At 76.0% G+C, this 20,941-nt stretch carries 22 protein-coding genes; 11 read left to right on the forward strand and 11 right to left on the reverse strand.

The window, feature by feature from the left end:
* The first annotated feature begins 178 nt into the window (after nt 1-178).
* Nucleotides 179-1,528 (forward strand): hemolysin family protein, encoded by a 1,350-nt coding sequence (locus tag OIE75_RS19230; RefSeq protein WP_307013823.1) that lies wholly within the window; start codon nt 179-181, stop codon nt 1,526-1,528.
* The gene (locus OIE75_RS19235; RefSeq protein WP_329471579.1) at nt 1,525-2,547 is read left to right on the forward strand and encodes a hemolysin family protein; all 1,023 of its coding nucleotides are present in this window, start codon (nt 1,525-1,527) and stop codon (nt 2,545-2,547) included. The genes OIE75_RS19230 and OIE75_RS19235 overlap by 4 nt, the downstream gene beginning before the upstream one ends.
* A gap of 72 nt (nt 2,548-2,619) precedes the next feature.
* Here OIE75_RS19235 and OIE75_RS19240 read toward each other — a convergent pair whose 3' ends face one another.
* Genes OIE75_RS19240 through OIE75_RS19250 form a run of 3 tightly spaced genes read right to left on the reverse strand, consistent with a single transcriptional unit; the run spans nt 2,620 to nt 6,139 of the window.
* A complete protein-coding gene (locus OIE75_RS19240; protein WP_329471580.1) occupies nt 2,620-5,145 on the reverse strand; it encodes an FtsX-like permease family protein in 2,526 nt (841 codons plus the stop codon).
* 2 nt (nt 5,146-5,147) lie between these two features.
* A complete protein-coding gene (locus tag OIE75_RS19245; protein ID WP_329471581.1) occupies nt 5,148-5,903 on the reverse strand; it encodes an ABC transporter ATP-binding protein in 756 nt (251 codons plus the stop codon).
* On the reverse strand, nt 5,900-6,139 hold the full coding sequence (locus OIE75_RS19250) for a hypothetical protein (RefSeq protein ID WP_329471582.1): 240 nt from the start codon (nt 6,137-6,139) through the stop codon (nt 5,900-5,902). Before OIE75_RS19250 ends, OIE75_RS19245 begins: the two co-directional genes overlap by 4 nt.
* 193 nt (nt 6,140-6,332) lie before the next feature.
* Between OIE75_RS19250 and OIE75_RS19255 the strand changes: the two genes are divergently transcribed.
* Nucleotides 6,333-7,583 (forward strand): sensor histidine kinase, encoded by a 1,251-nt coding sequence (locus OIE75_RS19255; protein ID WP_307013828.1) that lies wholly within the window; start codon nt 6,333-6,335, stop codon nt 7,581-7,583.
* A gap of 169 nt (nt 7,584-7,752) precedes the next feature.
* Here OIE75_RS19255 and OIE75_RS19260 read toward each other — a convergent pair whose 3' ends face one another.
* Nucleotides 7,753-9,096 carry a hypothetical protein gene (locus OIE75_RS19260; RefSeq protein WP_329471583.1) on the reverse strand — a complete coding sequence of 448 codons (1,344 nt, stop codon included), beginning with the start codon at nt 9,094-9,096 and terminating at the stop codon, nt 7,753-7,755.
* 113 nt (nt 9,097-9,209) lie between these two features.
* On the opposite strand from OIE75_RS19260, the gene OIE75_RS19265 reads away from it, so the two are divergent.
* Nucleotides 9,210-10,448: a molybdopterin-dependent oxidoreductase gene (locus tag OIE75_RS19265; RefSeq protein WP_329471584.1), complete on the forward strand. Its 1,239-nt coding sequence runs from the start codon at nt 9,210-9,212 to the stop codon at nt 10,446-10,448.
* On the forward strand, nt 10,445-10,948 hold the full coding sequence (locus OIE75_RS19270) for a hypothetical protein (protein ID WP_329471585.1): 504 nt from the start codon (nt 10,445-10,447) through the stop codon (nt 10,946-10,948). The genes OIE75_RS19265 and OIE75_RS19270 overlap by 4 nt, the downstream gene beginning before the upstream one ends.
* On the opposite strand, the gene OIE75_RS19275 is transcribed toward OIE75_RS19270, so the two are convergent.
* From OIE75_RS19275 to OIE75_RS19285, 3 genes are all read right to left on the reverse strand, one after another.
* The gene (locus OIE75_RS19275; protein ID WP_329471586.1) at nt 10,834-11,679 is read right to left on the reverse strand and encodes a methyltransferase domain-containing protein; all 846 of its coding nucleotides are present in this window, start codon (nt 11,677-11,679) and stop codon (nt 10,834-10,836) included. The two genes, OIE75_RS19270 and OIE75_RS19275, sit on opposite strands and share 115 nt — an antisense overlap.
* Before the next feature lie 184 nt (nt 11,680-11,863).
* Nucleotides 11,864-12,493, reverse strand: a complete 630-nt coding sequence (locus tag OIE75_RS19280; RefSeq protein WP_307018029.1) for a TIGR04282 family arsenosugar biosynthesis glycosyltransferase — start codon at nt 12,491-12,493, stop codon at nt 11,864-11,866.
* Between the two features lie 5 nt (nt 12,494-12,498).
* Nucleotides 12,499-13,227, reverse strand: coding sequence for a glycosyltransferase family 2 protein (locus OIE75_RS19285; RefSeq protein WP_329471588.1), 729 nt, complete (start codon nt 13,225-13,227; stop codon nt 12,499-12,501).
* Between the two features lie 114 nt (nt 13,228-13,341).
* On the opposite strand from OIE75_RS19285, the gene OIE75_RS19290 reads away from it, so the two are divergent.
* Nucleotides 13,342-14,115, forward strand: a complete 774-nt coding sequence (locus OIE75_RS19290; RefSeq protein WP_307013834.1) for a response regulator transcription factor — start codon at nt 13,342-13,344, stop codon at nt 14,113-14,115.
* Between the two features lies 1 nt (nt 14,116).
* The gene (locus OIE75_RS19295; RefSeq protein ID WP_307013835.1) at nt 14,117-15,229 is read left to right on the forward strand and encodes a sensor histidine kinase; all 1,113 of its coding nucleotides are present in this window, start codon (nt 14,117-14,119) and stop codon (nt 15,227-15,229) included.
* Between the two features lie 9 nt (nt 15,230-15,238).
* Here the strand turns inward: OIE75_RS19295 and OIE75_RS19300 are convergent, their stop codons facing one another.
* Complete coding sequence (locus OIE75_RS19300) at nt 15,239-16,240, reverse strand: NAD-dependent epimerase/dehydratase family protein (RefSeq protein ID WP_307013836.1); 1,002 nt, start codon at nt 16,238-16,240, stop codon at nt 15,239-15,241.
* Nucleotides 16,241-16,423: 183 nt separating this feature from the next.
* Here OIE75_RS19300 and OIE75_RS19305 point away from each other — a divergent pair, with 183 nt between their 5' ends.
* The 3 genes from OIE75_RS19305 to OIE75_RS19315 are packed head-to-tail and all read left to right on the forward strand — an operon-like array spanning nt 16,424 to nt 17,978.
* Nucleotides 16,424-16,810 (forward strand): sortase-dependent protein, encoded by a 387-nt coding sequence (locus tag OIE75_RS19305; protein WP_329471589.1) that lies wholly within the window; start codon nt 16,424-16,426, stop codon nt 16,808-16,810.
* The gene (locus tag OIE75_RS19310) at nt 16,807-17,445 is read left to right on the forward strand and encodes a class F sortase (RefSeq protein WP_307013838.1); all 639 of its coding nucleotides are present in this window, start codon (nt 16,807-16,809) and stop codon (nt 17,443-17,445) included. The genes OIE75_RS19305 and OIE75_RS19310 overlap by 4 nt, the downstream gene beginning before the upstream one ends.
* Before the next feature lie 41 nt (nt 17,446-17,486).
* Nucleotides 17,487-17,978 (forward strand): RNA polymerase sigma factor, encoded by a 492-nt coding sequence (locus OIE75_RS19315; protein WP_122616678.1) that lies wholly within the window; start codon nt 17,487-17,489, stop codon nt 17,976-17,978.
* Between the two features lie 90 nt (nt 17,979-18,068).
* Here OIE75_RS19315 and OIE75_RS19320 read toward each other — a convergent pair whose 3' ends face one another.
* On the reverse strand, nt 18,069-18,389 hold the full coding sequence (locus OIE75_RS19320; RefSeq protein WP_307013839.1) for a hypothetical protein: 321 nt from the start codon (nt 18,387-18,389) through the stop codon (nt 18,069-18,071).
* 39 nt (nt 18,390-18,428) lie between these two features.
* On the opposite strand from OIE75_RS19320, the gene OIE75_RS19325 reads away from it, so the two are divergent.
* On the forward strand, nt 18,429-18,782 hold the full coding sequence (locus tag OIE75_RS19325) for a DUF952 domain-containing protein (RefSeq protein ID WP_122616680.1): 354 nt from the start codon (nt 18,429-18,431) through the stop codon (nt 18,780-18,782).
* A gap of 16 nt (nt 18,783-18,798) precedes the next feature.
* Here OIE75_RS19325 and OIE75_RS19330 read toward each other — a convergent pair whose 3' ends face one another.
* Together OIE75_RS19330 and OIE75_RS19335 are read right to left on the reverse strand one after the other, a co-directional pair.
* Complete coding sequence (locus OIE75_RS19330; RefSeq protein ID WP_307013841.1) at nt 18,799-19,119, reverse strand: SCO5918 family protein; 321 nt, start codon at nt 19,117-19,119, stop codon at nt 18,799-18,801.
* A 46-nt stretch (nt 19,120-19,165) separates the two neighbouring features.
* On the reverse strand, nt 19,166-20,725 hold the full coding sequence (locus tag OIE75_RS19335) for a DEAD/DEAH box helicase (RefSeq protein WP_307013842.1): 1,560 nt from the start codon (nt 20,723-20,725) through the stop codon (nt 19,166-19,168).
* Nucleotides 20,726-20,941: the final 216 nt, after the last annotated feature.

Genomic DNA, 20,941 nt, shown 5'->3' on the forward strand with positions numbered 1-20,941 from the left:
CCCCTTCTCTTTGCAGGTCCTTTACCATGTGAGGGAAAACCTCGGGCGCCCGGCTGGTACCGGCGCCCGCCGACCCCGTTAAGGAGTCCCGTTCCGTAATGGAGCCTCCCAGTACCGGCCGTGCCACGGCCGGCCCGCCAGTGCCCCCGTATGCGCGTGAAGGAAGCGGGGTGGCACGGTGACCGAGGTCCTGCTGCTCCTGCTGGCCCTCCTGCTCACCCTGGCCTGCGCGCTCTTCGTCGCGGCCGAGTTCTCCCTCACCACCGTCGAGCGCGGTGACCTGGAGCGTGCCGCCGAGTCCGGCGAGCGCGGTGCCGAGGGAGCCCTGAAGGCCGTACGTTCCCTGACCCTTCAGCTCTCCGGCGCCCAGCTCGGCATCACGGTGACCTCGCTGGTCATCGGCATGCTGGCCGAGCCGTCGATCGCGGTGCTGCTGCGCGGCCCGCTGACGGCGATCGGCCTGGGCGCCGCCGCCTCGACGGTGGCGACCCTGCTCGGTGTGGTGCTCTCCACCGTCGTCCTGATGGTCGTCGGCGAGCTGGTCCCCAAGAACTGGGCGATCTCCCGCCCGATGGCCGTCGCGAAGGTCGTCGCGGGTCCGCAGCGCGGATTCACCACCGCCTTCGGCCCGTTCATCCGGCACCTGAACAACACGGCGAACCGTTTCGTGCGCCGCTTCGGCCTGGAACCGGCCGAGGAGCTGGCGTCCGTCCGCAGCGCCGAGGAACTGGTCGCCCTCGCCCAGCACTCGGCCGCCGAGGGCGCCCTGGAGGCGGACTCGGCCGAGCTGTTCGTCCGCACCCTGCACCTGAGCGAGCTGACCGCGGAGAACGTCATGACCCCGCGCGTGGACGTCAAGGCCCTGGAGGCCCACGCCACCGCGGCCGACGCCGCCAACCTCTCGCACGCCACCGGCCTGTCCCGCTTCCCGGTCTACCGGGACAGCCTGGACGAGGTCATCGGCACCGTCCACATCCGCGACGTACTGGCCCTGGAGCCGGAGCGCCGGGCGGTCACCCCCGTCACCGAGCTGGCCGCCGCGCCGCTCCTGGTGCCGGACAGCCTGCCCGCCGACCGCCTCCTGGAGCGCATGCGCCGGGCCCGCACCATGGCCGTCGTCATCGACGAGTACGGCGGTACGGCGGGCGTGGCCACCGTCGAGGACATCGTCGAAGAGGTCGTCGGCGAGGTGCGCGACGAGCACGACCCGGTCGAGGTACCGGACCTGCTGCCCGCCCCCGCGCGGGCGGACGGCCGGGCGGCCTGGGAGGCCGACGGCTCGCTGCGCCTGGACCACCTGGAGCGCATCGGCCTGACCGCGCCGGAGGGGCCGTACGAGACCCTGGCCGGTCTGGTCGCCACCCACCTCGCGCGCATCCCCGTCAAGGGCGACGTCGTCGACCTGGACGGCTGGCACCTCGACGTCCTCGACGTCGACCACCACCGCGCGGACCGCCTCCGCGTCATCGCGCCCGCGCCCCTGGTGGGCGGGCAGCCGGAGCACGAGCAGCGGGAGATGGCCCGATGACCGCCGTACAGCTCTTCATCGGCGCGCTGACGCTGCTGACCAACGCGTTCTTCGTGGGCGCCGAGTTCGCCCTGATCTCGGTGCGCCGCAGCCAGATCGAGCCGCGCGCGAAGGCGGGCGACAAACGCGCCCGGATGACGCTGTGGGGCCTGGAGCACATCTCCCAGATGATGGCCACGGCCCAGCTCGGCATCACCGTCTCCTCGCTGGTGCTCGGCGCGGTCGCGGAGCCGGCCATCGCGCACCTGATGGAGCCGGTGTTCGAGGCGATCCACATGCCGCACGCGCTGGTCCACCCCGTCGCCTTCGCGATCGCCCTGACCCTCGCCACGTATCTGCACATGCTGATCGGCGAGATGATCCCGAAGAACATCGCGCTGGCCGCCCCGGCGAGCACCGCCCTGTTCCTCGGTCCCGCGCTGGTCGCCCTCACCCGGGCCCTGAAGCCGTTCGTCTTCGGCATCAACGCCTTCGCCAACGCCCTGCTCAAGCTGCTCAGGGTGGAGCCGAAGGACGAGGTCGAGGCCGTCTTCACGGACGACCAGCTGGCCCGCATGGTGGTCGACGCCAGCGAGGCCGGGCTGCTCACCCCGGCCGACGGCGAGCGCCTGCGCGACGCACTGGAGCTGGGCACCCGCCCGGTCGGCGAGATCCTGGTCCCGTCGCAGAAGATGCGCACGGTCCCCCACACGGTCACCCCGGCCGAGCTGGAACGCATGGCCGCCGAGGCGGGCTACTCGCGCTTCCCGGTCACCGGCCCCGGCGGTACGGTCCTGGGCTACCTGCACATCAAGGACACCCTGGGCCGCACCGACCGCGACCGCCCGTTCCCGCGCTCGGCCCTGCACCGCGTCACCCGCGTCCGCATCGACACCCCGCTCGACGACACCCTCACCGCGCTGCGCACCGAGGACAGCCACCTCGCCGCGGTCACCGGCGAGACGGGCGCCGTCCTGGGCTTCGTGACGATGGAGGACGTCCTGACGGAGCTGGTCGGACCGGCACCGGTGGGCACGTGACCTGACGGCGGCCGCCCCACCCGCGTCCGCGGCGTGATCCCCCGAACGGGCCCTGGCCGGGCCCCCACCCGCTCACGCCCGCAGCGCCTCCGCCGGAGGTGTGCGCAGGGCGTGGCGGGTGGGGAGTTCGACGGTGAGCCAGGCCGTCGCGATCACCGTGGCCGCGGCGGCGGGGAGCAGCCAGGCGGGACCCGCCGGCCACGGGCGGCCGAGGAAGCCCTGGCCCAGGAGGGCGAGCGGGGCGGCCGACAGGAGCAGCCCGCAGACCAGCGCCGACGCGGCGATCACCGCGGCCTCGCGGCGCATCATCGCGCGGATCTGCCGCGGTGTCGTACCGACCAGCCGCAGGGCGGCGATCTCGGCGCGGCGCTGCGCGGTGGCCGCGACCAGCTTGTTGGCGATGCTCAGCAGCAGGTAGCCGAGGAGCACCACGATCACCGCCAGGTTGACCCACACCTCGGGCGGGGCCTTCGCGCCGGTGGCGTCCGCGGCCGTGTCCGCCACGGTCAGGCCGGGGCGGCCGGCCGCCAGCGCGGCGAGCCCCTGCCCGGCCCGGGACGTGCCGTCGGTGCGGACCAGGACGCTCCGGTCGAGGCCGGACGTGGTGTGTCCGGCGGCCAGTTGCCGGGACAGGACGACCGGTCCGAACCCCAGCCCCCGCTCGTACACGGCGACGACCCGGGCGTCGACGCGCGCCCCGTCGCCGAGCACGAGGCGGACCCGCTTCCCGAGCCCGGCGTCGCGGGTGCGGGCGGCCTCCGCGCTGACGGCGACCGTCGCCCCGGTCAGCCGGTCGAGGCCGCCGTCCGTCACGCCGAGGTCGAGGACGTGCCGGGCGTCCGGCCCGACGACCGTCGCCGGGGCCGACTCGGCGGCCGGCTCGCCGAACTCCTCGTACTCCCACACCACCGTGGTCGTGCGCACCGGCGCCGCCGCCCGTACGCCGGGCACCTCCCGTACGGCGGACAGGGTGCCGGCGGGCACCCCGCCCAGGGCCGGGGCGCTCACCTCGTACCGGGCGGCCGTGCCGGCGCGGGTGTCGTCCGAGGTGGCGGCGAGCACCGTGGTCTGCGCGAAGGTGTACGTCAGGACGAACACGACCGCCATCGCCAGCGGGCTGACCACGCCCGCCAGCCGCAGCGCGTAGGCGTGGACGTTGGACAGCGCCAGCCACGTCGGCGCCGCGACCCCGGGCCGCAGCCGCCGTACGACCGCCCCGCCCGCCCTCCGCACGAGGGCCGGGCCGGACAGCGCCAGGCCGATCGCGGCGACGATGCCCGCGAGGGAGGTCGCCGAGGCTCCGACGACGGTGCGGGACCACAGCGGCGCCGCCGACAGCACGCACGCGCCGAGGATCAGCAGCAGACCGGCGTACGTCCGGCCGGGCGACGGGGAACGCGGCTCGCTGCGCGACTCGGCGACCGCCTCGGTGGCCGGTCTGCGGGAGGTGCGCCAGGCCGCGCACCGGGCGGACAGCCGCACGGCCGCCGCCACCAGGAGCAGCGTGGCCAGTGCGGGCAACGGGCCGAAGGTGAGGGGGAGTTCACCGGGGAGGACGCCGCGGTCGGCCAGCAGCCCCCGGAACCGGTCCGCCAGCAGGTAGCCCAGCGCGACGCCCGGCACCAGCGCCACCGCCGCGACCGCGGTCGACTGGGCGGCGGCGAGCCGGCGGATCTGCCGCGGCGTGGCGCCGACGGCCCGCATCAGCGCCAGGTCCCGGCGCTGCCCGGCGATCGTCACGCCGAGGGCGCCCGCGACGACGAACCCGGTGATCAGCAGCACGATCCCGGCGAGCGACCCGGCGAGCAGGATCAGCAGCGAGCGCGCCGAACCCACGCCGGGGGCGACCGCCTCGCCCCGCTCCGCGCCGGTGACGACCTCCAGCCCGGTGCCCGCCACCTCGTCCCGGACTGCGGCGGCGACCCGTTCCCCGGCGCCGGACTCGACCCGCAGGCCGACCAGGTCGACGGTCCCGGCGCGTGGTCCGGTGCCGTCCCGTCCGGCCAGCCGCAGGGCGGTGCCGTCCGCGAAGTACACGCCGGTGTCCGGCGCGTGGACCACGGCGGAGACCCGGTAGGCGGCGGCGGGGCGGCCGTTCGCCACGACCTCGGCCGTGTCTCCCACGGCGAGGCCCGCCCCCGCGCCCACGGCGACCTCGCCCGCGCCCGACGGTGCCCGGCCCTCGACGCGCGGCCCGGCCAGCAGCGTGGTCGAGGACCAGCCGTGGCCCGCCGTCCCGGGGTCCTCGTCCGCCGGGACCACCCCTCCGCCGGCGTCGACGAGCGCGGCCGGGAAGCCGATGTCGCCGACGGCCGCGGTGACGCCGGGCAGGGCGGCCAGCCGGGCGACGAGCCCGCCCGGGACCGTGGCGCGTTCGGGCAGCGCGATCGGGAGGTCGCCGCCCGGGTGGAACTCCTGGTCGGCGGCGACCACGACGTCCGCGCCGCCGAGCCGCCCGGGCGGCAGGTGCGAACGGAGCCCGGACTCGGCGAGGACGCCGGTGGCGGTCAGGAGGGCCGCGCCGCCCAGCACCGCGCACGCGACGGCGAGCAGGGCGGTGATCCGGTGCGCGGCCATGCGCAGGGCGAGACGCAGCACGGCTACCGCTCCCCCAACGCGACCAGGCGGTCGGCCAATCGCGGTGCCGTCGGGTGCTCCAGCGCCTCGACCACCCGGCCGTCGGCCATCACCAGCGCCCGGTGGGCGCGGGCCGCCGCGGCCGGGTCGTGGGTGACCATCACCACGGTCTGGCCCAGGTCGTCGACGAGTCCGCGCAGCAGGTCCAGGACCTGGTGGGCGCTGCGCAGGTCCAGCGCGCCGGTCGGCTCGTCCGCGAACACCACGGCGGGCTTCGCCGCCAGCGCCCGTACGACGGCGGCCCGTTGCTGCTGGCCACCGGAGAGTTCGGCGGGTCGGTGCGCGAGCCGGTCCGCCAGGCCCACCCGCTCGGTCAGGGTGCGCAGCCACTCCCGGTCCGGGCGCCGGCCGGCCAGCCGCAGCGGGAGCGTGATGTTGTCCTCGACGCTGAGCGAGGGGATCAGGTTGTACGCCTGGAAGACGAAGCCGACCCGCTCACGGCGGAGTTCGGTGCGGCGGGTCTCGTTCAGCCCGGAGATCTCCAGGCCGTCGATGCGGACGCTGCCCGCCGTGGGGGAGTCCAGTCCGGCCGCGCAGTGCATCAGGGTGCTCTTGCCGGAGCCCGAGGGACCCATCACGGCGAGGAACGTGCCGTGTTCCACGGTGAGCGACACGTCGTCGAGGGCCCGTACGCCGCCCGGGTAGGCCCTGGCCACGTGCGCGAGCGCGATGGCGGGCGCCCGGCGCGCGGTGGCCGTGGTCGTGAGGGCGCCGCTCATCGCCGCCCCCGCAGACCGCGCACGACGAGGGCGCCGGCCGCGAGCACCGTGACCACGCCGCAGGCCAGGTGCACCCAGGTGTGCGCACCGCCGTAGGAGGCGGCCATGTTGGTGACCGCGCTGAGCACGACGACGGCCCACAGCAGGGTGCGCAGGACGTCGCCGCGGGAAACGGTGCTCTCGGGGGTGCGGGGCGGGGTGGTGCCCAGTCGGTAGGGGTCCTGGGGTTGCGTCATGGCTGTGGCCTCCGTCGGCGTCGCTCTCGGTCGGCTTCGACGCTAGGGACGGGGGCCCCTTCGGGCCGATCCCGTGGGCCACCCGGTCCGGGGTACAGCAGGCTGTACTTTCCGGCTCCGCACCCGGCGTCGGGCCGTGCGGCGGCATAGGGTCGGCCACGCCCGGTCGGGGCGCACGGAGGGAGGCAGGCGGATGACGGTTCCGGTCACGTCCGTGCGGGAGGCCGCCGTACAAACCCTGCGCGCCGCCGGTGCGGCGACCGGGCAGCTCGTCGGCGGGCTCGGTACGGCCTTCCTGGCGCTCGGCGTGCTGGTGCTGCTGGCCGTGGCCGCGGTGACCGCGCCGGTGGGCGTGGGCCTGCTGCTCGCGCCGGTCGCGCTGCGCGCCCTGCACGCGCTCGCCCGCCGGGAGCGCGAACGCCTGTCCCGCCGGGGCCCCGAGATCGTCCCGCCCGACCCGCCGCCCGCCCGGCTCCGGGCCGCGCTGCCCGACGCCACCACCCGGCGCGAGCTGGGCTGGCTGGTCCGGCACGCCACCCTGGGCTTTCTGCTCGGGCTGTGCGGTCTCCTGCTGCCCGTCTGTGCCGTACGGGACACCACCTTTCCCCTGTGGTGGGGGCTGGTGCCCGAGGGCGGCACCAGTACGTCGATCGGGATCGGGACCGCCGAGTCCTGGTGGGGCGCCGTCGCGGTGGGCCTGCTGGGCCTGGGCTGGACCGCGATCCTCCTGGGCCTGGGGCCGGGCATGGCGCGCCTCCAGGCCGCCCCGGCCCGGCGGCTGCTCGCGGCGGGCCCGGACACGGACCTGACGCTGCGGGTGGCCGAACTGACCGCCACGCGGGCGGCCGCGCTGGACGCGCACGCGACGGAACTGCGCCGCATCGAGCGGTCCTTGCACGACGGCGCGCAGAACCGGCTGGTGTCCGTGACGGTGCTGGTGGGCGCGGCCCGGCGGATGGCGGCGCGTGATCCCGCGGGTGCCGACGAGCTGCTGGAGCGGGCCCAGTCGGCGGCGGAGCAGGCGCTGGCGGAGCTGCGGTCGGTGGCGCGGGGCATCCTGCCGCCGGTGCTGGCCGACCGGGGGCTCGCGGGGGCGCTGTCGGGGCTGGCGGCGGACTGCGGGGTGCCGTGCCGGGTCGAGGCGGACGTGCCCCGGCGGTGTGCGGCGTCGGTGGAGGCGACGGCGTACTTCGTGGTGGCCGAGGCGCTGACGAACATCGCGAAGCACAGCGGCGCCGGGCGGGCCTGGGTCACGGCCGGCGTACGCGGCGACCGGCTGCGCGTGGTCGTCGGCGACGACGGCCGCGGCGGCGCCGACGAGACCGACGGCTCGGGCCTGAGCGGCATCCGCCGCCGCGTCGCGGCCCTGGACGGCACCTTCGACCTGACCAGCCCACGGGGCGGCCCCACGGTCCTGACCGTGACCCTCCCCTGCGGCGGCTGACCGCTCCGGCCGATTGCCCTGCGCCCGCGGCGGGCGGACCCGCCGTCCGGCTCAGGTCCGCCGTGCGTGGCGAGGGCGCCGGCCGGCTCAGGCCGGCCGTCCAGCTGCCGCCTGCCGTGCGCGGAGGCGAGGCCCTGATCGGACCCGCTGCGCGGATGCGGGCGCGCTCCTACCAGCCGGTCGCCAGCAGGTGGTTGAGGAGCAGGGCCAGGACCGCCTGTGCCGTCAGCCACGCCCGCGGGCGCGGGAGGAACGCGCACGCGGGCAGGAGCCACAGGGCGAAGGGGAGCCAGATGCGCTCCGTCTCCGCCTTGCTCATGCCGGACAGGTCGGCGACCAGCAGGGCGAGCAGGGCGGCGGCCACGAGGAACGCGAGGCGGAGGTCCTCCGTCCGCGCGTCCCCCTCGCCCCGCCGCCGGATCAGCACGACGCCCGCCCGCCGCAGCCCCGCCACCGTGGCCAGGCCCGTGATGAGGACCGTGCAGGCGAGGTTGGCCCACACCCAGTACGCGTAGGGGCGGACGCCGGCCGCGCCCTCGTAGTACCGCTCGACGAGCAGGTGGTAGGCCTCCCACCAGTCGAAGCCGATCACGGTGAAGACGACCGGCACCACCGCCGTGCCCGCCAGCAGCGGCACGAACATCACCGGGCGCTCGCGGACCCCCCGCCGCCCGAGCAGCAGCACCGCCGCCCCGATCACGGCGAAGAGCGTGAGGCCGTACGAGAGGTAGAAGGTCAGTCCGGAGAGGAGCCCCGCGCCCGCCGTCCACCACAGGGAGCGTCCGGTGACCGTGAGGGCCAGCAGCGCCACGGCCCACGCGGCGACCGCCGCGAAGTAGCCGTCGGCGGACGTGCCCATCCACACCGCGGCCGGTGCCAGCGCCAGGAAGGGCGCCGCCCGCCGGGCGAGCCGCTCGCCGCACAGGGCCCGCACCGCCACCAGCACCGCCACGCACGCCGTCGCGCCCACGGTGATGGTCCAGACCCCGGCCCAGCCCCCGCCGCCCAGCCCGATCCGGTCGAGCAGCACGTAGGTGAGCGTGGCTCCCGGCGGGTGGCCGGCGACGTGGGCGGGCCAGTTGTCGGGGGAGTGCAGCAGGATGTGCCCGTTGAAGTCGCGCAGGGTCGCTGGGATGTCGCGCCAGCGGTCGATGACGGACAGGTACTCCTGGCCGGTGGTCAGCCGCCCGGCGACGCCCCGCTCCCAGCCGTCGATCAGGGCCAGCGACCAGGTCCACGCCATCGCCGCGCCCCACGCCGCGGGGAGCAGCGCGCGCCACGGCAGCCGGGCGGCGACGGCCGGCCCGTACACCACGGTCGCCGCCGCCACCAGGACGGCCGCCGGGGTGCCGGGGCCCAGGTGCGGGTCCCAGCGGCCCAGCAGGGGTGGCCAGCCGACGATCAGGTCGTCGTAGGTGTACACGTGGCGGCCGACCAGGATGGCGGCCGCCACGAGCAGCACGGCCGCCGCGGCGGCGTACAGGTCGCGGGGGACGGAGCGGAGGCGGGTCACACCGGCACCGTAGGGCGGAGGATCGCGGGTCGGACGGCGCACACGGCGGACGTCAGCGTTTCGTCATGGGTCGTGCACCGCTTTCGGGGCCTCCCGCTGCCTACGGTCGGGACATGCGAGACCTCGCCCCACGGCTTCCCTCCTCCCCGGGCTTCTGGCGCAGCCCCCTGCGCGGCCCCCGGTTCACGTCCATGCTCGGCATCGTGCTGCTCGTCGGCATCACCGTGCTGTTCGTGACCGGCCTGCTCTCGTACGCCGCCTACAACCCCGACCTGGCGCCGGTCAACGACAAGACCCCGGACAAGGGGCTCCTCGGCTTCTACCTCTTCGCGTGGCCGACCGACCCCACATGGCTGTACCGCCTCACCCAGGGTGTCCACGTCACCCTCGGGCTCACCCTGATCCCGGTGCTGCTGGCCAAGCTGTGGTCGGTGGTGCCGAGGCTGTTCACCCTGCCGCCGGCCCGCTCGGTCGCGCACGCGCTGGAGCGGATCTCGCTGCTGCTGCTGGTCGGGGGCGCGCTGTTCCAGTTCGTGACCGGGGTGCTCAACATCCAGTTGGACTACCTCTTCCCCGGCTCCTTCTACCCGCTGCACTTCTACGGCGCGTGGGTCTTCTTCGCCGCGTTCCTCGCGCACGCCGTGCTGAAGATGCCGCTGGCGCTGCGCAACCTCCGGGCGATGCGCGAAGAGCGCGACGACCTGGTGTCCCCGCGGCCCGCCGCGCCCACCGTCTCGCGGCGCGGTGCCCTGTGGTTCGTCGGCGGCGGCTCGCTGCTGATGTTCGCCACGAACGCGGGCCGCAGCTTCGACAGTCCGCTGCGGGCCACGGCGGTGCTCTCCCCGCACGGCGGGCCCGAGCCGGGGAACGGGCCCAACGGCTTCCAGATCAACAAGACGGCCGCGCACGTCGGCATCGTCCCGGCCGAGACCCGCGACGACGCCTGGCGGCTCGTTCTCAAGGGCCGCTCCGGGACCGTCCGGCTCAGCCGGGCCGACCTGCTCGCCATGGAGCAGCACAGCGAGGCCCTGCCCATCGCCTGCGTCGAGGGCTGGTCGACGTCCGACCAGTGGTGGCGCGGGGTGCGGCTGCGGGACCTCGCCGCGCGCGTAGGCCACGAGGACGACCCGCCCGACGTGTTCGTCGAGTCCCTCCAGCGGCGCGGCGCCTTCCGCAGCGGCGCCCTGCGCGCCAACCAGGTCGCCGACCCGCGCTCCCTGCTCGCCCTGTACGTCAACGGCGAGGCGCTGAGCCCGGACCACGGCTACCCGGCGCGGATCATCGTGCCCGCCGCGCCCGGCGTGCTGAACACCAAGTGGGTGGCCCGGATGACGTTCGGAGACCTGGGATGAACCGTGTACGCGAGTCACGCGGGCCGGGCAGGCCGGGCGGCCGGCTCCGGGCCGTGATCGGCAGCCCCCTCCAGATCCTCCTGCTGGCCTGCTCCTTCGCGCTCGCGGGCTACGCGGGGGTGCGGCTGCTCGCCGACGACTGGCTCGGCGTGGCCCTGTGGTTCGTGGGGGCGGCGCTGCTGCACGACCTGGTGCTGCTGCCGCTGTACTCGGCGGCGGACCGGGCGGTCACCGGCGCGCTCGGCGCGGTCGACCGCCGTCGGTGGGCGATGTACGTGCGCGTCCCGGCCGCCTTCTCCGGGCTGCTCCTGCTGGTGTGGTTCCCGCTGATCGCCGGCCGGGTCGACGCGGGGTACCGGGGGGTCACCGGGCTGTCGGCGGACGGCTACCTCGCCCGCTGGCTGCTGATCACGGCCGTGCTGTTCGGCGGCTCGGCGCTGCTGCTGGCGCTGCGGTCGCTGCGCAGCGCGACGAAGGGGCGTTCCCCCGACGTCCACTGAGCGACGGTCCGCCAGCCCCCGGCGGCCGCGCGGTCGAGCAGGGCGCGGGTGCCGATCCGCGCCCAGGGGAAGGGGCTGCCGGACGCGTGGCCATCGGTGACGTCGACGAGTTGCACGTGGGCGCGCTCGTCGACGTCCACCCGCGCGGTCTCGGCGATCAGCAGGCCGCCGGGGGCGAGCAGGGCGGCGACGCGGTCGAGCAGGGCGCGGGGATCGCCGCCGATGCCGACGTTGCCGTCCATGAGGAGCACGGTGTCCCAGCGGCCCTCGCCGGGCAGCGGCTCGAAGACGGAGCGCCGCAGCGACTGGCCGCCGGACCGCACGGTGTGGGCCACCGCGGCCTCGCTGACGTCGATGCCGAGGACGGTCCGGCCCCGGGCGGCGAGTTCCGCGACCAGCCGGCCGGGTCCGCAGCCCACGTCGAGGACGGCCCCCTCGCACCGGTCCAGCACCTCCAGGTCGACGGTGTCGGCCCCGGCGCACCACCGCTCCACCTCCAACGGCAGCAGCCATCCGTCGGTACGCCGCAGAAACAACGGCCCGCGACCGGCCCGCAGCGCGGCGGCGTAGGGATCGGACACGGCCCAGGGCGCCTGCCCCGCCAGGGGGAACGCCGATTCCGCCAGGCGGCCGGGACCGACGGCCGCCCAGTCGCCGGACGGCCGCTCCACCGGCCCGTTCCCCACGGCGCGATCCGCCCCGTCGCCCGACCCGCTCACCGGCTCACTCATCGGCCGCCCACCCGAGCGCCCGTGGCCGCTCATCGGCCCACCCGCGCGTCCGCGCCCGCCGTACCCGCCGTGCACCGGCCGTGCGGCCGGTCCGCCGGTGGGAGTGCCGGTCCGTTCTCGGCGGCGCGGGGCGCCTCGCGGGTCGATCCGCTCATCGGGTGCCCACCCGCGCGCCCGTGGCCGCTCATCGGCCCACCCGCGTGTCCGCGCCCGTCGTGCACTCCGCCAGCCGGGCGGCGAAACGGCTGTGCGGGGCCAGTGCGGCGACGGCCCGGGCGTCGGCGGCGGTGTCGACGTCGCGCAGGGGCGGCAGGTCCCGTACCCGCAGTCCCGCCGCCAGCAGGCGCTCGCGCTGCGCGGCCCCCGTCACCGGCGTCGACATCGGCACGCCCCGCAGCAGGGCCGGGTCGGGGCGGGCCAGGCCCAGCGCCCAGAAGCCGCCGTCCTCCGCCGGACCGAAGTACGCGTCGCAGCCCGCGAAGTCGACGTCGAGCAGCTCCGGCGTCACCTGCGGGGTGTCCATCCCGATCAGCAGGGCGGGCCCCGCGCACCCGGCGAACGCGTCCGCGAGCCGTGCGTCGAGGCCGCCCGCGCACTGCGGTACGACGTCGAAGCCGGGCGGCAGCCAGGGCCCCGGGGCACCGGCGAGGACCAGCACCCGGCGCCGGGCGGGCGTCGCGGCGACCGCGCGCAGGGTGTCGGCGAGGGACGCCTCGGCCAGCGCGGCCGCCTCGTGCGGGGTGAACGGCGGGGTGAGGCGGGTCTTGACCCGGCCGGGGCGGGGCTCCTTCGCGATGACGAGGAGGGTGCTCATCATGCTCACCGTGTGTTCCCCTCGCGGGCCGCGTCACGCGGAACCATGCGCTCCGGTTGCTCGGCGAGCACGCCGCGCATGTCCCGTACCGCGTGCCAGGTACCGCGCCAGGTCCCGGTGACCTTCGACGCCCCGGTGCGGGGCAGGTACGGCACGTCGTGCTCGGTGACCCGCCAGCCCGCGTCGGCGGCCCGCACCACCATCTGGAGCGGGTAGCCGCTGCGCCGGTCGGTGAGGCCGAGGCCGAGCAGCGCCTCGCGGCGGGCGGCGCGCAGCGGGCCGAGGTCGTGCAGCCGCAGGCCGGTGCGGCGGCGCAACATCCGGGCGAGCGCGAGGTTCCCGGCCCGGGCGTGCGGGGGCCAGGCGCCGCGCCCCCGCGGTCGTCGGCGGCCGAGCACCAGGTCGGCGGTGCCGTCCCGGATCTCGCGCACGAAGGGCGTCAGCAGGCCCGGGTCGAGGGAGGCGTCGCAGTCGCAGAAGCAGACGATGTCGGCCGTGGCGGCGGTCAGCCCGGCGTGGCAGGCGGCGCCGAAGCCGCGGCGCGGCTCGGTCACGACCGTGGCGCCGAGCGCGCGGGCGACGTCCGCCGAGCCGTCGGTGGAACCGTTGTCGACGACGAGCGCGCGCCAGCCGTCCGGGATGCGGGCCAGGACCCAGGGCAGGGCACCGGCCTCGTCCAGACAGGGGAGTACGACGTCGACGTCGGGAGCGGGCGAGGTGGTCACGGCTCTCACCCTACGAGCCGAAATCGGGTGAAACGGACTCCCGCTCCTTACGAAACACGGACGTCGCGGCCCGGACGGCCCTCGGGCACGTCGTCCGCGTGCGCGCGATGCGAGGCTGGGCGCATGCAGCAGCCGCACGAGCCCGCCCCCGCACAGGCGTCCCCGGACGCAGCCCCTGCCGGATCGCCCGCCGGGGCCCCCGCCGTCCCCGCCCGGATCCTGGTCGTCGACGACGACCCCACGGTCGCGGAGGTCGTCGCCGGCTACCTGGAGCGCGCCGGGCACGTCGTGGACCGCGCCGACGACGGCCCGGCCGCGCTCACCCGGGCCGCCGCGCACCGGCCGGACCTGGTGGTGCTGGACCTGATGCTGCCCGGCATGGACGGTCTCGAGGTCTGCCGACGGCTGCGCGCCACGGGCCCCGTGCCGGTCGTCATGCTGACCGCCCGCGGCGACGAGGACGACCGCATCCTCGGCCTGGAGGTCGGGGCGGACGACTACGTGACCAAGCCGTTCAGCCCCCGCGAACTGGTGCTGCGGGTGGAGTCGGTACTGCGCCGTACCCGGCCCGCCGCCGGTCTGGTGCCGCCGTCCGCGGCCGGCCTCACCGTCGACCCCGGCGCCCGGCGGGCCACGAAGGAGGGCGCCGAGCTGGCCCTCACCCTGCGCGAGTTCGACCTGCTGGCCTTCTTCCTGCGGCACCCGGGGCGGGCCTTCGCCCGGGAGGAGCTGATGCGGGAGGTGTGGGGCTGGGACTTCGGCGACCTGTCCACCGTCACCGTCCACGTGCGGCGGCTGCGCGGCAAGGTCGAGGACGACCCGGCCCGGCCGCGGCTGATCCAGACCGTGTGGGGCGTGGGCTACCGCTTCGACCCGACGGGGCGGGAGACGGACTGACATGCACGACACCCTCCTCATCGCCCTGTACGCCTTCGCCGGCGCCGCCGTCACCGGGCTGGCCGGCGCGGCCGTGCTGCGGCTGATCCGGCGGCGCTCGCTGACCGCGTCGCTCGCGGTGGTGGCGGCGGTCGCCGTCCTCGCGATGCTCGCGGGCACGCTCGCCGTCGCCTGGGCGATGTTCCTGTCCCCGCACGACCTGTCCGTGGTCACCACCGTCGCGGCGATGGCGGCCGTGGTGTCGCTGGCCACCGCGCTGCTGCTGGGCCGCTGGGTGGTCGCCCGCAGCCGAGAACTGACCGCCGCCGCACGCTCGTTCGGCGACGACGGCGACTACGCGGCCCCCACCGTCCCGGCGACCGCCGAACTCGACGCCCTCAGCCGTGAACTGGCCGCCACCAGCGCCCGCCTCGCCGAGTCCCGGGAACGCGAGCGCGCCCTGGAGACCTCCCGGCGCGAACTGGTCGCCTGGATCTCGCACGACCTGCGCACGCCGCTGGCCGGCCTGCGGGCCATGTCCGAGGCCCTGGAGGACGGCGTCGCCGCGGACCCCGACCGCTACCTCCGCCAGATCCGCACCGAGGTGGAACGCCTCAACGACATGGTCGGCGACCTGTTCGAACTCTCCCGCATCCACGCCGGTGCGCTCGCCCTCGCCCCCGCCCGGATCTCGCTCTACGACCTGGTCGGCGACGCCCTCGCGGGCGCGGACCCGCTCGCGCGGGAGCACGGCGTACGGCTGGTGGGCGACGCGGTGGCGGCGGTGCCGGTCGAGGTGGACGGCAAGGAGATGAGCCGCGTCCTCGGCAACCTCCTGGTCAACGCCATCCGCCGCACCCCCGCCGACGGCACGGTCGCCGTCGCCGCCGAACCCTCGCCCGAGGGCGTGGTGCTCTCCGTCTCCGACGGCTGCGGCGGCATCCCCGAGGACGACCTGCCGCGCGTCTTCGACACCGGCTGGCGCGGCACCCACGCCCGTACCCCTCCGGCCGGCGCGGGTCTGGGCCTGGCCATCGTCCGCGGCATCGTGGAAGCCCACCGCGGCCGCACCACGGTCCACAACATCCCCGGCGGCTGCCGCTTCGAGGTGACCCTCCCCCTGGCCGACGCCTGAGCCCCGACGTCAATCCCCCCGCAGACCCGCCCGGGCGAACTCCCGCATGCCCTCCCGGAAGTCGACCCGGGGGTGCCAGGACAGGTCGGTGCGCAGGCGGGTGGAGTCGGCGGTGATGTGGCGTACGTCGCCCAGGCGGTACTCGCCGGTGACGACCGGTTCGGGGCCGCCGTACGCCTCGGCGAGGGCGGTGGCCATCTCGCCCACCGTGTGCGGGTCGCCGCTGCCGGCGTTGTAGGCGGTGAGCGTGCCGTACGGGCGGTCGGCCGTCAGCGCCGCGACGTTGGCCGCGGCCACGTCCCGTACGTGCACGAAGTCCCGGCGCTGGCCGCCGTCCTCGAAGACCCGGGGGGCCTCGCCGCGGGCGAGCGCGGAGCGGAAGAAGGAGGCGACCCCGGCGTACGGGGTGTCGCGGGGCATCCCGGGGCCGTACACGTTGTGGTAGCGCAGCGACACCGCCGTTGCGCCGGCCGACCGCGCCCAGGCGGCGGCCAGATGCTCCTGGGCCAGCTTGGTCGTCGCGTACACGTTGCGCGGGTCGGTGGGCGCGTCCTCGCCGACCAGCCCCGGGGACAGGGCCGCGCCGCACACCGGGCACGGCGGCTCGAACCGGCCCGCGTCCAGGTCGGCGACGGCACGCGGGCCGGGCCGCACCACGCCGTGCCGTGCGCACTCGTAGCGCCCCTCGCCGTACACGACCATCGACCCGGCGAGCACGAGCCGCCCCACGCCCGCCTCCGCCATCGCGGCGAGCAGGACGGCGGTGCCGAGGTCGTTGCGCGAGACGTACTCCGCCGCGTCGGCGAACCCGTTGCCGAGCCCCACCATCGCCGCCTGGTGGCACACGGCGTCCACCCCGGTGAGCGCCTTGGCGACCGCCGAGGGGTCGCGCACGTCGGCGGCGGGATCCTCGCGGACGTCGTATCCGACGGGCTCGTGCCCGTGCTCCCGCAGTGCCGCCACGACATGGGACCCGATGAACCCGGCATGGCCGGTGACCAGTACGCGCATGCGTCCACGCTAGGGGCGTGGGGCCCTCGCGCCGGGCGTCCGGCGCGGCACGTCACGGGTCCGTAAGAAGGGCATGCGTCCGCCCCCACCACGACTTTGCCATCCCTTTACAACCCGCCGGGTCGCCGCCTCGTCTCTCCGTCCGATCCACCTCACCACCCCCCACCGAGAGAGAGCGACCCGATGCGCCGCACCATCCTCAGCGCCGTGGCCCTGGCCTGCACCGCCGTACTGGCCGGCACCGCCCCCGCGTTCGCCGACGACCCCAGCCCCGCGCCCACCAAGGTCCCGGCCCAGAGCACCCCGAGCCCCGTGCCGAGCGAGGCCCCGACCAAGGCTGCGACCCCCTCGCCCAGCGAGCCGGGCACGGCGGACGAGGCGCCCACCCCCGCCCCGGCCGACGGCCAGGTCTCCGCCGTGCCCGAGGGCGCCCCCGACACCGGCGTCGCGACCCCGGAGCCGGGCGGGACCGACGAGGGGCTGGTCGGCGCGGGCGCCGGTGCCGTGCTCGTCGCGGGCGGCGCGGTCCTCTTCGTCGTACGGCGTCGGCGGGCGGCGACCGGGGCATGAGCCGGCCTGCCGGTCGCGCCCTCGCCGCCGCGGCGCTCGCCGTGCTGCTCGCCGGCTGCGGCGGCGGCGCCGGGGACGCGGGGAACGCGGGGAACGACGTGGCCGCGTCCGACCGCCCCGGCACCACCGCGCCTCCGTCGCCCGGGGCCAAGTCCGCGCGTCCACTGGAGCGTTCGGTGCCGGTCGGCCTGCGCATCCCGGCCGTCGGCGTCGACACCCCGGTGATGCGGCTGGGGCTCGCGGCGGACGGCACGGTGCAGGTCCCGCCCGTCACGGACGACGACCGGGCGGGCTGGTACCGGCACTCGCCGACCCCGGGCCAGGTGGGACCGTCGGTCCTCCTCGGCCACGTCACGGTCGGCACCCACGGCGACGGCGTCTTCCGGCACCTGGCGCGGCTGCACCGGGGCGACCGGATCGAGACGCGCCTGGAGAACGGCGCGGCGGCCGAGTTCACGGTCACCGCCGTACGGACGGTGCGGAAGGCCGAGTTCCCGACGGACGACGTCTACGGGGACGTGAACCGGCCGGAGTTGCGGCTCATCACCTGCGGTGGCCCGCGCGTCGGCGAGGAGTACCGGGACAACGTCATCGTCTTCGCCGCGCTGAGCGCGACGCGTCCCGCGGCCTCCTGACCGGCCGTGCGCACGGCATACCCTCACGACCATGGAGAGCGTTGAAACGGTCCCGTGACAGGGCGGCGTCCGAGCTGTTCGCCGCCCTGTATCCGCGCCTCGCCGGCTGGTGCCGCCGGCTCGTCGACGACGACGAGACGGCCCACGAGATCGCCTCGGAGGCGTTCACCCGGCTCTGGGCCCGCTGGACGTCCGTGGAGGAGCCACGCGGGTTCCTCTACGTGACCGCCGCCAACCTCGTCCGGGATCACTGGCGCAAGCTGGAGCGCGAACGCCGGGCCGTGCGCCGGGTCACCGCGGAGGTCGCCGTACGCCCGCACCCCGAGCAGACCGACCCCTCGGTACGGCTGCTCGTGCAGTCCCTGCCGGAGCGACTGCGGGTGCCGATCCTGCTCCACTACTACGCTGACATGCCGATCCGGGAGGTGTCCGCGCTGACCGGGCGCAAGGAAGGAACCGTCAAGGCCGACCTCCACGCGGCCCGCGAACTGCTCCGCGTCCATCTGAGGAGAAGCCTTGACCACACGCCTTGAGGACGACCCCGGGTCCGGACGGGACGAGGACGATCCGCTGCTGGTCGTGCTCCGCCCGGAGACCGCGTACCTGGGCCCGCCGCCCGGCCGCTACGAGGCGATCCGCAAGGCCGCTTCCCGCCGGCGTCTGCTGCGTGCCGCCGCCGGTGCCGCAGCGACCGCTGCCGCCGCCGCCCTGATCGCGCTGCCGCTGAACTGGGCCTCCCCCGCCCCGCCCCCGCGTCCGACGGCCCCGCTGGCCCCGGCCCCCGCCGACCCGCCCGCGACGACCGCACCGACCCCGGCCCCGCCGCGTGACGCCTCACAGGCGCCGAGTCCGGTCCCCGACGCATCCACCGGGACCGCGCCGACCCCGTCGGCCCCCTCGCCCTCGGCGTCCGCGCCGCCGTCCGCCCCGGACTCCGTGCCCACGCCCTCGGAGCCCGGCGGCCCGGCTGTTAAAACGGAACGATGATCTACCACGTGGTACCGCTCGCCGAGTGGAACGCCGAACCCGGCCGGCCCTACGCCCCCGCCTCCCTCGCCGAGGACGGGTTCGTGCACTGCTCGCCCGACGAGGCGACCACGCTCGCCGTCGTCAACGCCTACTACCGCGCCGCGCCCCGTCCACTGCTGGCGGTGCTCCTCGACGAGGACCGGCTCACCGCGCGGTGCGTGTGGGAGGCGGCGGCGCCCGCACCGCCGCCCGGGGTCGCCGAGGGCACCCTCTTCCCGCACGTCTTCGGCCCGCTCGACCGCGACGCCGTCCGGCGCGTGAGCGAGGTGCGCTGGGACGGCGCGGGCCGGGCCACGGGACTGTCCTGACGGAGGAGGTCCGACCTCACTCCTGCGGCTGGGCCGGTCCTCCGAGCATCGCCGACGCGGTCTGGACCGGCGTGGCGGCGGGCGCCGGGGCGGGCTCGGCACCGGGAGCCGGGTGGCAGGTGAAGCCGAGGCGCGTCATGGCCCGGGTGACCTCCGCGCCGGAGAAGTCGCGGCTGTCCTGCCGGGTGACGACCTCGCCCACCTGCTTGACCGGGTAGCGGCGGCGGCCGATGGTCACGGACTCACCCGTGACGGGCAGGGGCGTGACGCCCTTCATCGAGTCCAGCACCCCTTGCTTGGTGAGGTCGAACGGGTACCGGGCGATGACACAGCGCATGATGCCTCCAACAAGGGGGGACGGAGCGGATGGGCTTGCGGTTCGTCTAGGCCGCCGAACCACCGGCGGACTGGCGGCGCGGCCTGCGCCGCGGGGCTTCGCCGGCGGAGCGGCTCTGACCGCCGCCGCGGCCCTGACCGGTGCGGGTCTGCGGGACGGACGCGGCCTGGCCGGAGCGGGCCTGGCCGGAGCGGCCGCGCCGACCGCGGGACGAGGAGCCGGTGCCGGACGCGGCACGCCGCGGGCGCTCCACGACCGGTGCGGTGATGACGACGGGGACGCCGGAGGGAGCCTGCGCACCGGTGATGCGGGACAGCTCCGCCTCGCCCGAGCGGACCGGGGTGACCTGCGGGGTGATGCCGGCCGAGATCATCAGCCGCGTCATGTCGCGCCGCTGGTCGGGCGTGACCAGGGTGACGACGCTGCCCGACTCGCCGGCGCGGGCCGTACGGCCGCCGCGGTGCAGGTAGTCCTTGTGGTCGCCGGGCGGGTCCACGTTGACGACCAGGTCGAGGTTGTCGACGTGGATGCCGCGGGCCGCGACGTTGGTCGCCACCAGCGCCGTCACGTGCCCGTCCTTGAACTGGGCGAGGGTGCGGGTGCGCTGCGGCTGGGACTTGCCGCCGTGCAGCCCGGCCGCCCGCACGCCGCTCTTCAGCAGGTGCTTGACCAGCCGGTCCACCCGGTGCTTGGTGTCCAGGAACATGATGACCCGGCCGTCGCGCGCCGCGATCTCGACGGTCGTGGCCTGCTTGTCCGCCTCGTGCACGTGCAGCACGTGGTGCTCCATCGTGGTGACGGCGCCGGCCGACGGGTCGACGGAGTGGACCACCGGGTCCGACAGGTAGCGGCGGACCAGCCGGTCGACGTTGCGGTCCAGGGTGGCGGAGAACAGCATCCGCTGCCCGTCCGGCCGCACCTGGTCGAGGAGGGCGGTGACCTGCGGCATGAAGCCCATGTCGGTCATCTGGTCGGCCTCGTCGAGCACGGTGATGCCGACGTCGCCGAGGTGGCAGTCGCCCCGGTCGATGAGGTCCTTGAGCCGTCCCGGCGTCGCCACGACGACCTCGGCGCCGCCCCGCAGCGCACTGGCCTGCCGGCCGATCGACATGCCGCCGACCACGGTGGCCGACCGCAGGCCCACGGCGCGGGCGTACGGGGCGAGCGCGTCGGTGACCTGCTGGGCCAGCTCACGGGTGGGGACGAGGACCAGGGCGCGCGGCCTGCGCGGCTCGGCGCGCAGGCCGGCCGTGCGGGCCAGCAGGGCGAGGCCGAAGGCGAGGGTCTTGCCCGAGCCGGTGCGGCCCCGGCCGAGTACGTCGCGCCCGGCCAGCGAGTTCGGCAGGGTCGCCGCCTGGATCGGGAACGGCACGCTCACGCCCTCGCCGCTCAGCGCGGCCAGCATGCGCTCCGGCAGGTCGAGCTCGGCGAACGAGTCGACGGCGGGCAGCGCCGGAGTGATCGTCTTCGGGGGCGCGAACTCGCCCTGGGGAGCGGCGGCCGGACGGCGGCCGGGGCTCTGGGAGCGGCCGGCCGTCCGGGAGGGGCGGCGGGGGCCGCCGCCGGAGCGGCTGCGGTCATTGGTGCGTGTGCGTGCGCGGTCCATACGGAACCTTCCTCGATACGGCACGTATCAAGGGAGTCCCGCAGCGGTGGTACGGCGCGGGGAATCGCAAGAACGAGCCGGGTCCGGTCACTGTCGGCGCATCGGGGCGCGGGACCGGAGAATGGAGAAGAAAACGAGAAGAAAAACAAAGAAACGCGAGCGGGGGCCCGCACCCAAGGTGCGGGCCCCGACTGCGAAGTAACGCGATTGCGTCGT

It is taken from the genome of Streptomyces sp. NBC_01723 (assembly GCF_036246005.1).
In the GTDB taxonomy this organism is placed as follows: domain Bacteria; phylum Actinomycetota; class Actinomycetes; order Streptomycetales; family Streptomycetaceae; genus Streptomyces.

Excerpts from the sequence above, each read along its gene's own strand:
- OIE75_RS19235 (WP_329471579.1), top strand. The coding sequence starts at position 1,525 with ATGACCGCCGTACAGCTCTTCATCGGCGCGCTGACGCTGCTGACCAAC.
- OIE75_RS19245 (WP_329471581.1), bottom strand. The coding sequence starts at position 5,903 with ATGAGCGGCGCCCTCACGACCACGGCCACCGCGCGCCGGGCGCCCGCC.
- OIE75_RS19250 (WP_329471582.1), bottom strand. The coding sequence starts at position 6,139 with ATGACGCAACCCCAGGACCCCTACCGACTGGGCACCACCCCGCCCCGC.
- OIE75_RS19255 (WP_307013828.1), top strand. The coding sequence starts at position 6,333 with ATGACGGTTCCGGTCACGTCCGTGCGGGAGGCCGCCGTACAAACCCTG.
- OIE75_RS19265 (WP_329471584.1), top strand. The coding sequence starts at position 9,210 with ATGCGAGACCTCGCCCCACGGCTTCCCTCCTCCCCGGGCTTCTGGCGC.
- OIE75_RS19270 (WP_329471585.1), top strand. The coding sequence starts at position 10,445 with ATGAACCGTGTACGCGAGTCACGCGGGCCGGGCAGGCCGGGCGGCCGG.
- OIE75_RS19275 (WP_329471586.1), bottom strand. The coding sequence starts at position 11,679 with ATGAGTGAGCCGGTGAGCGGGTCGGGCGACGGGGCGGATCGCGCCGTG.
- OIE75_RS19280 (WP_307018029.1), bottom strand. The coding sequence starts at position 12,493 with ATGAGCACCCTCCTCGTCATCGCGAAGGAGCCCCGCCCCGGCCGGGTC.
- OIE75_RS19290 (WP_307013834.1), top strand. The coding sequence starts at position 13,342 with ATGCAGCAGCCGCACGAGCCCGCCCCCGCACAGGCGTCCCCGGACGCA.
- OIE75_RS19295 (WP_307013835.1), top strand. The coding sequence starts at position 14,117 with ATGCACGACACCCTCCTCATCGCCCTGTACGCCTTCGCCGGCGCCGCC.
- OIE75_RS19300 (WP_307013836.1), bottom strand. The coding sequence starts at position 16,240 with ATGCGCGTACTGGTCACCGGCCATGCCGGGTTCATCGGGTCCCATGTC.
- OIE75_RS19305 (WP_329471589.1), top strand. The coding sequence starts at position 16,424 with ATGCGCCGCACCATCCTCAGCGCCGTGGCCCTGGCCTGCACCGCCGTA.
- OIE75_RS19310 (WP_307013838.1), top strand. The coding sequence starts at position 16,807 with ATGAGCCGGCCTGCCGGTCGCGCCCTCGCCGCCGCGGCGCTCGCCGTG.
- OIE75_RS19325 (WP_122616680.1), top strand. The coding sequence starts at position 18,429 with ATGATCTACCACGTGGTACCGCTCGCCGAGTGGAACGCCGAACCCGGC.
- OIE75_RS19330 (WP_307013841.1), bottom strand. The coding sequence starts at position 19,119 with ATGCGCTGTGTCATCGCCCGGTACCCGTTCGACCTCACCAAGCAAGGG.
- OIE75_RS19335 (WP_307013842.1), bottom strand. The coding sequence starts at position 20,725 with ATGGACCGCGCACGCACACGCACCAATGACCGCAGCCGCTCCGGCGGC.